The sequence below is a fragment of the Allobosea sp. Leaf344 genome, from assembly GCF_001426225.1.
In the GTDB taxonomy this organism is placed as follows: domain Bacteria; phylum Pseudomonadota; class Alphaproteobacteria; order Rhizobiales; family Beijerinckiaceae; genus Allobosea.
Window position 1 is genome coordinate 567,668 of sequence record NZ_LMRT01000014.1, and the last position, 14,652, is coordinate 582,319.

The window sequence follows — 14,652 nt, forward strand, 5'->3', positions numbered from 1 at the left end:
GCGCGCTCAGCCGGCGGTGCCGCCGCTCTCCTCGGCTGCCGGGCCGGCCTCGGCCTCCTCGCCCTCGCCATCGTCGCTGACGCATTCGACCGAGACCACCTTCTCGCCGGCGGCGGTGTCGAAGATCGTCACCCCTTGCGTCGAGCGGCCGGCGATCCGGATGCGGTTGCCCGCCCCGGCATCGACGGGCACGCGGATCACCTGCCCGCCATCCGTCACCAGCATGATCTGGTCGGTCTCGCTGACCGGGAAGGAGGCGACGAGCTTGCCGTTGCGCTCGTTGACGACCATGGCGACGATGCCCTTGCCGCCGCGCCCGGTCACCCGATACTCGAAGGAGGAGCTGCGCTTGCCATAGCCCTTCTCCGACACGGTCAGGATGAACTGCTCGGCCGCGTCCATCTGCGCATAGCGCTCGAGCCCGAGCTCGATGTCGCTGGCGGCCTCCTCGGCATCGACCGGGGCGGCGGCCTCCGCCACATCCTCGCCTTCGCCGTTGAAGGCTTTGCGGGCCGCGGCGGAGCGCTTGAGATAGGCGGCGCGCTCGTCGGGCGTCGCGTCGAGATGGTGCAGGATCGCCAGCGAGATCACCGTATCGCCCTTGGCGAGGTTGATGCCGCGCACGCCGGTGGAGTCGCGCCCCTTGAAGACGCGGACCTCGGGGACCGGGAAGCGGATGCACTGGCCCGCGGCCGTGGTCAGCAGCACATCATCGTTCTCGGAGCAGATCTGCACGTCGACGATGCTGTCGCCCTCGTCGAGCTTCATCGCGATCTTGCCGTTGCGATTGACGTTGACGAAATCCGACAGCTTGTTGCGGCGGACATTGCCGCTGGCGGTCGCGAACATCACGTCCAGCCGGTCCCAATCCTCCTCGTTCTCCGGCAGCGGCATCACCGTGGTGATGCGCTCCTGCGGATCGAGCGGCAGCATGTTGTTGAGGAATTTGCCACGCGCATTCGGCGCCGCCAGCGGCAGGCGCCAGACCTTCTCCTTATAGGCCTGGCCCAGCGAGGAGAAGAAGATGATCGGCGTATGGGTGTTGGCGACGAACAGCCGGGTGACGAAATCCTCGTCCCGCGTCGCCATGCCGGAGCGGCCCTTGCCGCCGCGCTTCTGCGCCCGATAGGTCGAGAGCGGCACGCGCTTGATGTAGCCGGCATGCGAGACGGTGACGACCATGTCCTCGCGCGCGATCAGATCCTCGTCGTCGAGGTCGGAGCCCCAATCCTGGATCTCGGTGCGGCGCGGCGTGGCGAAGGCCGCCTTCACCTCGGCGAGCTCCGTCTTGATGATCCCCTGGATGCGCTGGCGCGAACGCAGGATGTCGAGATAGTCGGCGATCTCCTTGGCGAGCTTCTCGAGCTCGTCGCCGATCTCGTCGCGGCCCAGGGCGGTCAGGCGGGCGAGGCGCAGCTCCAGGATCGCCTTCGCCTGCGCGTCGGAGAGCCGGTAAGTGCCGTCGGGATTGATCGGGTGGCGCGGATCGTCGACGAGCGCGATCAGCGGGGCGATGTCGTCGGCCGGCCAGTCCCGATCCATCAGCGCCGCATGGGCACTGGCCGGTGTCGGGGCGGTGCGGATCAGGCGGATCACCTCGTCGATATTGGCGACCGCCGTCGCCAGCCCGCACAGCACATGGGCGCGCTCGCGGGCCTTGTTGAGCAGGTAGCGCGTGCGCCGGGAGACGACCTCCTCGCGGAACTCGACGAAGGCGACGATGAAGTCCCGCAGGTTCAGCACCTCGGGCCGCCCGCCGGTCAGCGCCACCATGTTGCAGCCGAAGGAGGTCTGCAGCTGGGTGAAGCGGTAGAGCTGGTTCAGCACCACGTCCGAGAGCGCGTCGCGCTTCAGCTCGATGACGACGCGCACGCCTTCGCGGCTGGATTCGTCGCGCAGGTCGGAAATGCCTTCGATGCGCTTCTCGCGCACCATATCGGCGATCTTCTCGACCATCGACGCCTTGTTCACCTGGTAGGGCACCTCGGTGACGATGATCGCCTCGCGCTCCTTGCGCAGCTCCTCGATATGCGTCTTCGAGCGCATCACGATCGAGCCGCGCCCGGTGTGATAGGCGGCGTGGATGCCGCTGCGCCCCATGATCATCGCGCCGGTCGGGAAATCCGGCCCCGGCACATGCTCGATCAGCTCGTCGATGGTGATCTCGGGATTGTCGATCAGCGCGATGCAGGCATCGATCACCTCGCCGAGATTATGTGGCGGGATGTTCGTCGCCATGCCGACCGCGATGCCGCCGGCGCCGTTGACCAGCAGATTGGGGAAGCGCGCCGGCAGGACCGTCGGCTCCTGCTCCTTGCCGTCATAGTTCGGCTGGAACGCGACGGTGTCGAGGTCGAGATCCTCGAGCAGCGACATCGCCGCCTTGTCGAGCCGCGCCTCGGTATAGCGATCGGCCGCCGGGGAATCGCCGTCCATCGAGCCGAAATTGCCCTGGCCGTCGATCAGCGGCAGGCGCAGCGAGAAATCCTGGGCCATGCGGACCAGCGCGTCATACACCGCGAGATTGCCGTGCGGATGGTACTTGCCCATCGTGTCGCCGACGATGCGGGCGCATTTCGTATAGGGCCGGTCCGGCGTGTTCTTGTTCTCGTGCATCGAGAACAGGATGCGCCGATGCACCGGCTTCAACCCGTCGCGCACATCCGGCAGAGCGCGGCTCACGATCACGCTCATCGCGTAATCGAGATAGCTCTTCTTCATCTCGTCGGTGATCGAGATCGGCTTGATGTCGCCGCCGAAATGCGGCTCGTCCGGGCGCTTGCTGTCGTCGTCTTCGCTCAAGGGATGATGTCCCGATTTCCGAGGTTTTTCAGGCTTCTGGCTATCCGATTCCGGCCGCCGAGGCCAGCCGCCGCGCCCGCTTTTCAGGGGAAAATAAAAACAATGATTTCAGGGGCTTGGGCGCAGATCGCCGATCGGCTCCCGAACCGCTCCACATTCCCGCCTTGATTGGGCGCCGGCAACGGGAAAAAGCGCCCTGCCACTCGCACGCTGATCGCGGCTGAGGGCGGCGACATTACGGGCCGGAGCGACCTTCGCGATGGTGCCGCCGCGCCTCCGACGCCTGAAAACGCGCGCGAGCTCTTCCGGCACGGGCCCGGTCATGGCTTACTGCCGCCATGACGCTGGATTACCTCACCTCCGCCCTGGTCACGCTGCTGGTGACGCTGGACCCGCCCGGCCTCGCGCCGATCTTCCTGTCGCTGACGCGGGGCATGTCGGATGCCGAGCGCCGGCAGGTGGCGGTGCGAGCCTGCATCATCGCCTTCGGCATCATGGCGTTCTTCGGCCTGGCGGGCGATGTGGTCCTGAAGGCACTCGGCGTCTCGCTCCCGGCCTTCCGCATCGCGGGCGGGCTGCTGCTGTTCTGGATCTCGTTCGAGATGGTGTTCGAGCGCCGCAACGAGCGCAAGGCGCAGACGGCGCAGATCGCCATCACCCAGGACCATATCCGCAATGTCGCCGCCTTCCCGCTCGCCATCCCGCTGATGGCGGGGCCTGGCGCGCTGACGGCGATGATGCTGCTCGCGGGCCGGGCGGAGGGCAGCTGGCTGCAATTCGGAGCGCTGGCGGCGATCACCGCGCTGGTCATCCTATCCTGCCTGGTCGTGTTCCTGCTGGCGACGCCGATCGCCCGGCTGCTCGGCGTCACCGGCAATGTCGTGCTGACGCGGCTGCTCGGCGTGATTCTGGCCGCGCTGGCCGTGCAATTCGTCATCGACGGGGTGAGGGCGGTGATCCGGGCGGGCTAGGCGCGCCGGCGAGGGATCGTTGCGGAGCTTCGGGCGTTACGCCTGTCATCCGCCGGAGCCGCTCCACACCCGATGTCCGCCAATCTCGCCAATGCCAGCCTCGCCGCCCACCAGCTCCTGGCGGCGCTGAACGACGCGCTGTCGGATCGCTGGCTGCTGTCGCAGCTGGCCGCCATCCTCCTCGGCTTTCCCGTCGCGATCTGGCTGGCGGCGCGGCTGGAACCGCGGCTCGAACAGGCCGCCCGCCGCATCAAGGGCAATCCCGACCTGCTGCGCGTCATCATCGCCTTCATGCGGCGCCTGCGCTGGCTGCTCTATGCGCTCTGGCTCTATGTCTGCCAGCTCGCGCTGACGCTTGCGGCCGGCCCCTTCGAGGCGCAGCTGCTCGCGGCGGCGAGTACCCTGGCCGCGGCCTGGTTCTTCATCTCGGCGCTGACCCGGATCATCCGCTCGGTCACCATCGCCCGCATCGTCGCCATCGCCGGCTGGAGCTATGTGGCGCTGATGGTGGTGGGGCTGGACGCGCCGGTCCTGGCCGCTTTCGACCGGGCCGCGATCACGCTCGGCGCGGTCCGGATCTCGCTGCTGCTGGTGCTGAAGCTGCTCGTCGCGCTGGTCTCGCTGATCTGGTTCGCGGTGCTGCTCGGCAGCGTGCTGTCGCATTCGGTGCAGCGCTCGCAGGATCTCTCGCCATCCTTCAAGGTGCTGATCGCGAAGCTCATCAAGATCGCGCTGATCATCGTCGCCGGGGCGACGGCACTGGCCGCGACGGGCATCGATCTCACGGCAATCACGGTGTTCTCCGGGGCCGTCGGCGTCGGCATCGGCTTCGGCCTGCAGAAGGTCGTCTCGAACTTCATCTCCGGGATCATCATCCTGCTCGACAAGTCGATCAAGCCCGGCGACACCATCTCGCTCGGTGATACCTTCGGCTCGATCCGCGATCTGCGCTCCCGCTTCGTCTCCGTCATCACCCGCGACGGGCGCGAATATCTGATCCCCAACGAGCAGATGATCACCAACCAGGTGGTGAACTGGTCCTTCTCCAGCGATTATGTCCGCATCGATGTCGCGTTCGGCACCTCCTATGACAGCGACCCGCACGAGGTCAGCCGCATCGCGATCGAGACGGCCAAGCAGGTCGCGCGCGTCAGCACTCATATCGCGCCGGTCTGCTGGCTGACCGGTTTCGGTGCCTCCTCGCTCGATTTCAAGCTGCGCTTCTGGATCGCCGATCCCAGCAACGGCCTGACCAATGTCAGGGGTCAGGTGCTGCTGGGGCTGTGGGACGCGTTCAAGGCCGCCGGCATCGCGATACCCTTCCCGCATCGCGAGATCATCATGCGCACCCCGGTGGAGGTGAGGGGGGTAGAGCGCTGATGCGTCCCGCGCCGGCTCCCTCCGCTATTTCTCCAGGAAGGCTTTGATCGCGCCTTCCGCCTGCTTCATCGAGATCACCCCGTCGAGATGCCCGCGCGAGCCTTCGATGGTCACCTGGGTCACGCTGCCGCCGCTCGTCTTCAGCCCCTCCGCTGTGCGCGCGATCATGTCGGGAGTGAAGACCAGATCCTCCGGCTGGCTGATCAGCAGCACCGGCATGCGCATCTTGGCGACGCCGTCGGCCAGGGATTTGCCGCCGGCGGCGAAGAGCTGGTTCGCCTTGACGAGATAGAGGAAGTGGTTGGCGTCCGAGACCTTGGCGCGCGCCTCGCCGGCATTGTCCAGCACGCTCTGCACCTGGAACTTCGCCGAAAGCGTCTTCGCCGGGTCGTCGCCCTCCTTGGCCGGACGGCGGCCGAAGGTCCCATTGGTCCATTTGCCGTGATTGGCCTGCAGCGTCACCACGGTCAGCGCCTTGGCGAGCCCGGCATTCGGCGGCGTCTTGCCGTAGTAATCGCCCTTGTTCCAGTTGGGGTCGACCAGGATCGGCGCCGCCCAGACATCGAGCCAGGCGATCAGCTGCGCATCGGCCTCCGCGGCGCCGATCACCGGCATCGCCTTGGCCACCATATCGGGATGGCTCGCCGCCCACTCATAGGTCTGCAGCGCCCCCATCGAGGGTCCGGCGACGAGGGCAAGCTTGCGGATGCCGAGGCTCTCCACCAGCGCCTTCTGAACCTCGACGAAATCGCGGATGGTCACCACGGGGAAGTCGAGCCCATAGGGCTTGCCGGTGTCGGGATCGAGGCTGGCGGGGCCGGTGGTCGTCGTCTTCGGATCGCCGGTGTTGAGGTTGACCAGCGTGTCGGAGGCCAGCACGAAATATTTGTTGGTGTCGATCGCCTTGCCCGGGCCGATGATCGCGTCCCAATAGCCCGGCGCCGCATCCGCCGCGGCGTATTTGCCGGCCGCATGCGAATTGCCGGAGAAGAAATGGCAGATCAGGATCGCGTTCGACTTCTCGGCATTCAGCGTCCCGTAGCTTTCCCAGCCGATCTTGACCGATTTCAGCGTGCGACCCGATTGGGTGGTGAAGCTCGGAAGCTCGAATACCTTCTTCTCGACGATGAGGTCCTGCGCCTGCACGATCCCGCCCATGACGAATTGAAGGGCGCAGACCGCGCCCGCGAGCCACGATTTCATGCGACATCCCTCCCTGCGCGACCGTCGACGCGGCCCTTGGCGGCATCAGAGCCGAAATGCGGGACGAAGAAAAGCGGCATTTGCGGCAGCTGCGCCGCGGCTGTGATCGGGGCCGGCCGGAGATCGCCACCCGCGGCGCCCGCGGCTCAGCGCAGCCCGTCTCCCAGCGGCAGCGCCGCGCCATTGGCCCGCGGCGCGGCGGCGCGATCGAGCTCCAGAACCGGCGCATCGAGCGGTCCGCGCAGAGTGAAGGGCAGCCGCACCGCGCCTGAGGGCGGGGCCAGCGACAGCCCCATCTCGATCTCGCGCCGGGGCAGCGAGGCCTGGCCCGCCAGCGACAGGCGATAGCTCGGCCCGCTCATCAGGCCTTCGGTGACGGTCGCCTCGCCATTGCTGATGGTGAGGGAGAGCAGCGCGGATTCGAATCCGGTGCGGCCCTGCCGCCACTCGCCCGCGGGCGAGGCCGGCATGCGGTCGGCCCGGCGCAGCATCTCGGCGAAGGCGAAACCCGCCAGCTCGCCCTGGCGCAGCGACAGCACGGCCTTGCCGTTCAGCGTCGCCAGAATATCCTCGGCGGTAGTGCCCGTGCCTTCGAGCGACAGCTGCCCGGAGGCCGTTCCGCTGAGCCGCGGCAGCGCGGGCATGGCCGCGGCGGCCTGGCCGAGCGCCAGCTTGTCGAAGCCGGCCTGCAGCTTCAGCTCCACCCCGCCGGGTGCCGCGACCGCGAGGATCCGCCCCTTGCCGCTGCCGCCATAGGCGCCGGCCCGGAGCAGGCCGGCCTCGAAGCGCCCGCGCTTCACCAGCAGGTAGAGCGCCGCGTCGCTGAGGCGTGCGCCGTTGAAACGGGCGGCCTCCACCGATACGCGCAGATCGACGTCGTGCCCGGTCCATTCCGAGAAGTTGAGCGGGTCCCGCTCGTTCTGCGCCGTCACCGGCGCCGCCTGCAGCCGCGTCAGCAGCCGGCCGAGATCGAGCGACGACCCCGCCAGCGTGCCCGACAGCGCCAGCCGCTCCCCCGCATCGCCGAGCTTGATCGCCCCGATCAGCGTCTCGCCATCCAGCGACACGGTGACCGTGCTCAGCGAGGCCTCGTTCGGCTTGATCTGCGCATCGGCTTTCAGCGAGAGCTCGCCGACCGCCGAGGCGAGGCGCGGCCGCTCGCCGAACCAGGCCAGCAGATCCTCGAAGGAGCGGGTGGAGAGGGCGAGGTCGCCCTGGATCACCGGCTCGCTCGGCGATGCGCGCTGGCCGGAAAACTGCAGGTTCATCAGCGGCGAGGCCGCCGACAGCATCAGCTTGCCGACGCCCGTCCCCAGCGGCCAGAGGAGGCTGAGCTCATTGGGCACGCCGCGCCAATTAACCGTTCCCGAAAGCTCCAGCGGGTCGTCCCGATCGCGCTCGCCGACGACGATGTTGACCTCGCGCAGGATGGTCTGGATGGCGCCGCCGGCGCGCATGAACACGGCGCCCCCGCTGATCACGATCCGCGCATTGCCGTTCATGCCGGAGAGGGCCGCGACCGGTGCGGCCAGCCAGTCGGCGAAGCCGTTGGAGGGGCCGTTGACGGCGACGTCGATCTGCGGGCCGACGAAATCGATCCGGTCGAAGCCGAAGCGGCCGAGCAGCAGCGGCAGCAATTGCACCGTGGCCCTGACGCGCAGGGCGGTGCCGGCCAAGGCGCCGCCCTCGTGCCGGAATTCGACATTGGACAGGCTGATCCGCGGCAGCGGCAGCAGCGCGATCTCGGCCCGCTCCTGCCGCGTCACCACCAGCCCGGTCCGTGCCGCGATCGCGGCGACGACGCTCTGCTCGATGCGCGCCACCGCGATGCTCCAGGACTGCAGGCCCAGGAGCAGGATGACGATGGCGAGGCAATAGGCCAGTATCGAGGCGCGTCGTGTCATGAGCCCTTGCGCGGTCGTGGAGCCGGCTCCCGCCGGGTCCCAGGCGCGAACCGGTTTATGACGCCGCCGCCGCCTTGTCGAGTTTGGCCGGATTTGGCGTGTGGATCGCGCCTTGCCCGCGAGCCGCTAATCGCGCCCGCCGCTCGCGCGGGCCAGCACGAAGACCGGATAGAGCCCCGCCAGCACGATCAGCAGCGCGGCGAGGGCGCCGTCCTCGAAGGCGCCGCGCGAGGCGTGGCCGTAGACGATCGTCGCCAGCGTCTCGACGTTGAGCGGCCGCAGCAGCAGGGTCGCCGGCAGCTCCTTCAGGCAATCGACGAAGACCAAGAGGCCCGCCGCGGCGATGGCCGGCCGTATCATCGGCCCATGGATCCGCCGCAGCAGCTCCGGCGTGCCGGCGCCCAGCATGCGCGCGGCATCGTCGATTCGGTTGGAGACGCGGGCATAGCCGCTCTGCACCCCGGTGACCGCGATGGAGAGGAAGCGGGCGGTATAGGCGATGACCAGCGCCGCGCCGGACCCGATCAGGATCAGCCCGGTGGCGAGGCCGAACCAGGCGCGCGCCGCATCGGCGACGAGATTGTCCAGCGCCGCCAACGGTGCCAGCACACCCAGCGCCAGAACCGTGCCCGGCACGGCGTAGCCGAGCGAGGCGATGCGCGCCAGCAGGCCGAGCCAGGACTCGCGCCCGAGCCGCAGCGCCACCACGATCGACAGCCCGAGCCCGACGACGCAGAGCGTCGCGGCGAGCGCCAGCAGCAGCGCGTTCGCCAGCTGCCGCAGCAGCGCGGCATCGATCTGCCCCAGCAGGTCGCGCATCCAGACCTGCCCGATCAGGAAACCGAGCGGCACGATCGCCCCGAACACGACCGGCAGCGCGCAGGCCAGCGCCGCCAGCGCCGCCTGGCGTCCCTGCAGGCGCAGCCGTCCCGCCGCGCGCGGCTGCCGGACGGGCAGGGCGAAGCGGCGCTGGCCGCGCAGCCTCGCCTCGAGCAGGATCAGCCCGACCACCAGCAGCAGCATCACGCAGGCGATCTGCGCCGCGCCGGCGAGCGAATTCCGGTTCAGCCAGGTCGTGTAGATCGACAAGGTCAGCGATTGCACGCCGAGATATTCGCTGGCGCCGATGTCGTTCAGCGTCTCCAAGAGAGCCAGGGTCAGCCCCGCCGCCAAGGCCGGCCGGGCCATCGGCAGGGCGATGCGCCAGAAGCGCGTGCGGCCGCTGGCGCCGAGCGTGCGCGCCGCTTCCATGATCGTCGCGCCCTGCACCCCGAACAGCGCCCGCACGCTGAGATAGACGTAAGGATACAGCACCAGCGACAGGATCAGGATCGCGCCCGGGAGGTTGCGCGGATCGGGGAACCAGTACTCCCGCAGCGAGCGCCAGCCCGTCAAGGCGCGCAGCGCGCTCTGCAGCGGACCCTGGAAGCCCATGACCTCCACATAGATATAGGCGGTGATGTAGGTCGGCACGGCGAGCGGCAGCACCAGCAGCCATTCCAGCGCGCGCCGCCCCGGAAATTCGTACTGCGTCACCAGCCAGGCCGTGGCCACCCCGATGACGCCGCAGACGCCGCCGACGCCGATGAGCAGCAGCACGGTCTGGCCGAGCGCGCGGGGAATGACGTTCGCCGCCAGATGCGGCCAGATCGATGCCGCCTGTGGCGACAAAGCGAGCAGCGCCAGCGCCACGATCGGCATTGCCACCAGCGCCGCGCCCAGCCCGGCGGCATAGGCGAAACGCGTCGACGGCCGCCACAGGCGTGGCGGCCGTCGCAAGGCGTCCTGTGAGGACGTCGCAGAGGTCAATTGTCGAAGCCGACCTTGTCGACGAGATCGGCCGCCGCCTTGCGGTTCTTGGCGATATCGGAGAGCGGGATCCGGTCGGGCGTGATCGTGCCGAGCAGCTTCACGGCGGCGCTTTCCTTGACGTCGGGGTTGACCGGGAACTCGAAATTACCATCCGCATAGAGCGTCTGGGCCTTCTCGCTCAACATATATTCGATCAGCTTGACGGCATTCTCCTTGTTCGGCGCGTGCTTGGCGATCGCCGCGGCGGAGACGTTCACATGCGTGCCGCCATCCTTGAAGCTGCTCTTCAGCGGCTTGATGGCGTCGTACCAGCCCTTCTGCTCGTTCTTCGCCTGGCTCATCAGCCCGATGTAATAGGTGTTGATCAGGCCGATGTCGCACTGGCCGGACTGGATGTCGCGCGCCACTTCCCTGTCGCCGCCGCCGGGCTTGCGCGCCGTGTTGGCCTTGACGCCCTTCAGGAAGGCTTCCGTCTTCTCCGCGCCGTAATGGGCGAGATAGGCGGCGAAGAACGCGTTGTTATAGGGGTGCTGGCCGGCGCGGATGCAGAGCTTGCCCTTCCATTTGGGGTCGGCGAGATCCTCGTAGCCGATCGAATCCTGCTTCACGCGCTCCTTCGAGACGATGACGACGCGGGCGCGCTGGGTCAGCGTGACCCAGTTGTTGTCGGCGCCGCGCAGCTGCTTCGGCACGATCTTGTCGACGGTGGCGGAGCTCACCGGCTGCGTCACGCCCGCGGCGGCGGCGGCGTCGATCTGCCCGACATCGACCATCAACATCACGTCGGCGGGGCTGTTGGAGCCCTCGGCCTTGACGCGCTCCTGCAGCCCGTCCTTCAGGAAGACTGCGTTGACCTTGATGCCGGTGTCTTTGGTGAAGGATTCGAGCACCGGGTTGAGCAGGCCGGGCTCGCGTGTGGTGTAGAGGTTGACGCTCTGGGCGAGGGCCGGCACGGCCATCAGCGAGGACGTCAGCGCCAGCGCGCACAGGCGGGTCGTGGGGGTCATGCTTCGCTCCTTCACAAGCGCGAGCCAGAACCGAGGCTTCGCATGGAGGGAACCGGTAGAGGCGGCGCTTGCGGCAGTCAACCGAAAACGCCGTGATTTCAAAGGCTTATAGTCGTTCTAAATAAGCTCCAAGATTAGGATAATTCTAATCTCGGCGAGGCGGCCTGACGCCGCTCCCGCTCACCGGCCGGTCGCGGAAATCGCGATGATGCGCACCGGTCCGCGGACCGTCGGGCCGAGCGAGCCGCGCAGCGGCAGCGCATCGCTGGCGATGGTCGGGTCCTGGAGGCTCGCCTCCTGCAGCGCCGGCTCCTGCAGGCTCGCCTCGCGCAGCGCCATGCGGCGCCGGAGCGAACGTGCATCGGCCTCGCGGCGCGAGAGACCGACCCGCTCGTCGATCTCGCGACGCTCGCTCTGGCTCAACTCGCTGGCGGTCCGGAAATCGCGAAAATCCCGCGGGCTGTAGGGCCAGCGCGAGCCGCCGACGAAGGTCTTGACCTTGCCGTCCAGCACGACGCTGTCCCCGGGGCGCAACGTGAAATCGCGCAGCAGCGACACCCGCCGCTCGCCCTCCTTCACGATGGCGGGGCGGCAGGCCGGGTCGGCGGCCTTCTCGTAACCGAAGGCGACCGGCATGGTGTTGTAGCGCTTGCCGTCCAGCGTCTGCGCCCCGTCGATCGACTCGACGCCGGCCGGCACGCGGAACACCTGGACCGGGACGCCCGGATTCATCGCCCGGCAGAGCTCGTCATGCGCCTTCATGTCGGCGCTGGTCCGGACCAGCCCGATCGGCGCGTGGAAACCGTCGCAGAGGCGCACGCAGATGCTGCGCGCCGCGGATGAGGCGGGCGCCAGCCCGGCCTGCCGGAGCTTCGGCTTGCCGCGTGGCGCGGCGCCGGCCGCGGTTTCGGCGCGGGCGAAGGGGTTGAGGGCGACCGGCGGATGGGCGATGCGGCCATCGCCGCGGGTCTGGAACAGCGGCAGGGACAGGCCGGGCCGGCTCGGCGCATAGGCCGTCGCGGCCGGGGCGCTCTGATGCAGGCTGGCGCGGCGACTGGCGGCCTCCTGCAGGTGGAAGGCCCGGACGCCGGCATCGTCGCCGGCCTGGACCATCGACACCGCCAGAACGGCGCCGCCGGCTCCCAGAGCCATGCCGACGCCGGCCATCGCAGCCAGCCGCGAAACGCGCGAGGGGGAGGGCAGCGGCGACGCTGCGGCCACCGGCTCGCGAACGCGCGTGCCGCGCCTCATGGGATGATCGTCATTACGGACACGCAACATGCGCCTACTCCACCCACGCCTGCTTCACTTGTCCGCCGCAATTTTCGTGTAGTTTACCTTTTGTTAGGATTCAATCTTGGCGCCTCGCCGCCAACAGAAAAGCGGCGCGATGCTTAACGCGCCGCGCCGCTATGACTAGGTGGCGTCTGACAAGCCGGGACGGCGAGTAGGCAAGTCGCCGAGACGTCAGACGATCGTCACCACCACCAGGATCCACATCACCAGCAATGCCAGCACGCCGAGGCCGAAGACGGAGGCACGCAGCCGCAGATCGTTCGATCCGGTATGGATCAACGTATGGACCACCCGCGTCGCGACGAAGGCCCAGGCCAGCAGCGTCATCAGGAAGCCGGTCGCCCCGACCTCCATCGCGATCATGATCAGCGCGAAGAACAGGACCGGCGTCTCGAACTGATTGGTGAAATTGGCGGCCGCCAGCCGCGCATCCTGCGGGTAGCGTTCGGTGGAGACCGCGACATCGGCCATGCGCACCTCCTTGCTCATCAGAGCGCGGCGCCGGCGGGCGAAGGTGATGCCGAGCACCACGAAGGTCCAGAGAATCTGGGCGAGGGCGGGGTAGAGCAGCTTGAGCGTCATCGCCGATCCTTGATGGAGCGAGGGGCGGGAAGGGGGTTCAGGAACGCGTGGGATAGTTCGGGCTCTCGCGCACGATCGTCACGTCATGGACGTGGCTCTCGCGCAGCCCGGCGCTCGAGATGCGGATGAAGCGCGCCTTGCTCTGGTAATCCGCGAGATCGCGCCCGCCGACATAGCCCATCGCCGCCCGCAGCCCGCCCGCGAGCTGGTGCAGCACGCTCGACACCGGGCCCTTATAGGCGACCTGCCCCTCGACGCCTTCCGGCACCAGCTTCAGCGCATCCTTGATGTCCTGCTGAAAATAGCGGTCGGCCGAGCCGCGCGCCATGGCGCCGACGGAGCCCATCCCGCGATAGGATTTGTAGGAGCGGCCCTGATAGAGGAAGGTCTCGCCGGGAGTCTCGTCCGTGCCGGCGAGCAGCGAGCCGACCATGGCGCAGGAGGCGCCGGCGGCGAGCGCCTTGGCGAGGTCGCCGGAATATTTGATGCCGCCATCGGCGATCACCGGGATGCCGGATTTCGCCGCGGCGGAGGCGGCGTCCAGCACCGCGGTGAGCTGCGGCACGCCGACGCCCGCGACGATGCGCGTGGTGCAGATCGAGCCGGGGCCGATGCCGACCTTGACCGCATCCGCACCGGCATCGATCAGCGCCTGCGCGCCGCCGGCGGTGGCGACGTTGCCGGCGATCACCTGCACCGCATTGGACAGCTTCTTCACCCGCGTCACCGCCTCGAGCACCATGGCGGAATGGCCATGGGCAGTATCGACGACGATGATGTCGACCCCGGCATCGACCAGCAGCTCCGAGCGCTCGAAGCCGAGCTCGCCGGTGGTGGTCGCAGCCGCCACCAGCAGGCGCCCCTGCGAATCCTTGGCGGCATGGGGATGGGCGACCTGCTTCTCCATGTCCTTGACGGTGATCAGCCCGATGCAGCGATAGTGATCGTCGACCACCAGCAGCTTCTCGATGCGGAACTGGTGCAGCAGGCGGCGGGCCTCGTCCTGCGACACGCCCTCGCGCACCGTGATCAGCCTGTCCTTGGTCATGATCTCGGAGACCGGCTGCTCCGGATTGGCGGCGAAGCGCACGTCGCGATTGGTCAGGATGCCGACCAGCTTGCCCTTGTGGCCCTGCGGCCCGCGCTCGACCACCGGGATGCCGGAGATCGCATTGTGCTTCATGATCGCCAGCGCGTCGCCCAGCGTCTCGTCCGGGAAAATGGTGATCGGATTGGCGACCATCCCCGATTCGAACTTCTTCACCAGCCGCACCTGCGCCGCCTGCTGGTCGGCTTCCAGATTGCGGTGGACGACGCCGAGGCCGCCGGCCTGCGCCATGGCGATCGCCATGCGCGCCTCGGTCACCGTATCCATGGCCGAGGCGATGATCGGCAGGTTGAGCGAGATCGTCTTGGTCAGCTGCGTCCGGATGTCGACTTGCGAGGGCAGCACGTCCGATGGGCCGGGCTCGAGCAGCACGTCGTCGAAGGTCAGCCCTTCGCGGATCAGGCCGTCGCGGATCATGCCATGTGTGTCGATTGCCATCGTCAACTCCGGGGGCCGGATATGCGGCCGGTTCGAAAGCGGGCGGAACGAGCCCGTGATCGGGTTGACGAGGCCCGTTATCACGCGTGTGACATCGCCGCTAGAGGCCGCGCTGCGAATCTTTGTGCAGCGCGACAATAGCCGGCCGC

General features: G+C 68.2%; 10 protein-coding genes. 2 read left to right on the plus strand and 8 right to left on the minus strand.

Annotated features, from left to right (window positions below; all coding sequences use genetic code 11):
- Nucleotides 1-6: 6 nt before the first annotated feature.
- Nucleotides 7-2,802, minus strand: coding sequence for a DNA gyrase subunit A (gene gyrA, locus ASG72_RS14585; RefSeq protein ID WP_056713408.1), 2,796 nt, complete (start codon nucleotides 2,800-2,802; stop codon nucleotides 7-9).
- A gap of 338 nt (nucleotides 2,803-3,140) precedes the next feature.
- Between gyrA and ASG72_RS14590 the strand changes: the two genes are divergently transcribed.
- Both ASG72_RS14590 and ASG72_RS14595 read left to right on the plus strand, forming a co-directional pair.
- The gene (locus ASG72_RS14590) at nucleotides 3,141-3,773 is read left to right on the plus strand and encodes a MarC family protein (protein WP_056713411.1); all 633 of its coding nucleotides are present in this window, start codon (nucleotides 3,141-3,143) and stop codon (nucleotides 3,771-3,773) included.
- A gap of 72 nt (nucleotides 3,774-3,845) precedes the next feature.
- Nucleotides 3,846-5,153, plus strand: a complete 1,308-nt coding sequence (locus ASG72_RS14595) for a mechanosensitive ion channel domain-containing protein (RefSeq protein ID WP_082540358.1) — start codon at nucleotides 3,846-3,848, stop codon at nucleotides 5,151-5,153.
- 24 nt (nucleotides 5,154-5,177) lie between these two features.
- Here the strand turns inward: ASG72_RS14595 and ASG72_RS14600 are convergent, their stop codons facing one another.
- The 7 genes from ASG72_RS14600 to guaB form a co-directional block, all read right to left on the minus strand.
- Entirely contained in the window at nucleotides 5,178-6,356 is a 1,179-nt protein-coding gene (locus ASG72_RS14600; RefSeq protein ID WP_056713413.1) for a homoserine O-acetyltransferase, read from the minus strand.
- 146 nt (nucleotides 6,357-6,502) lie between these two features.
- Nucleotides 6,503-8,260, minus strand: coding sequence for an AsmA-like C-terminal region-containing protein (locus tag ASG72_RS14605; protein ID WP_056713415.1), 1,758 nt, complete (start codon nucleotides 8,258-8,260; stop codon nucleotides 6,503-6,505).
- 126 nt (nucleotides 8,261-8,386) lie between these two features.
- Nucleotides 8,387-10,039: an iron ABC transporter permease gene (locus ASG72_RS14610; RefSeq protein WP_056713417.1), complete on the minus strand. Its 1,653-nt coding sequence runs from the start codon at nucleotides 10,037-10,039 to the stop codon at nucleotides 8,387-8,389.
- 26 nt (nucleotides 10,040-10,065) lie between these two features.
- Nucleotides 10,066-11,079, minus strand: a complete 1,014-nt coding sequence (locus ASG72_RS14615; RefSeq protein WP_056713419.1) for an extracellular solute-binding protein — start codon at nucleotides 11,077-11,079, stop codon at nucleotides 10,066-10,068.
- Between the two features lie 180 nt (nucleotides 11,080-11,259).
- Entirely contained in the window at nucleotides 11,260-12,330 is a 1,071-nt protein-coding gene (locus ASG72_RS14620; RefSeq protein ID WP_056713422.1) for a DUF2865 domain-containing protein, read from the minus strand.
- 216 nt (nucleotides 12,331-12,546) lie between these two features.
- Complete coding sequence (locus ASG72_RS14625) at nucleotides 12,547-12,957, minus strand: MAPEG family protein (protein WP_056713424.1); 411 nt, start codon at nucleotides 12,955-12,957, stop codon at nucleotides 12,547-12,549.
- A gap of 37 nt (nucleotides 12,958-12,994) precedes the next feature.
- On the minus strand, nucleotides 12,995-14,482 hold the full coding sequence (gene guaB, locus ASG72_RS14630; RefSeq protein ID WP_056713426.1) for an IMP dehydrogenase: 1,488 nt from the start codon (nucleotides 14,480-14,482) through the stop codon (nucleotides 12,995-12,997).
- Between the last annotated feature and the right edge of the window lie 170 nt (nucleotides 14,483-14,652).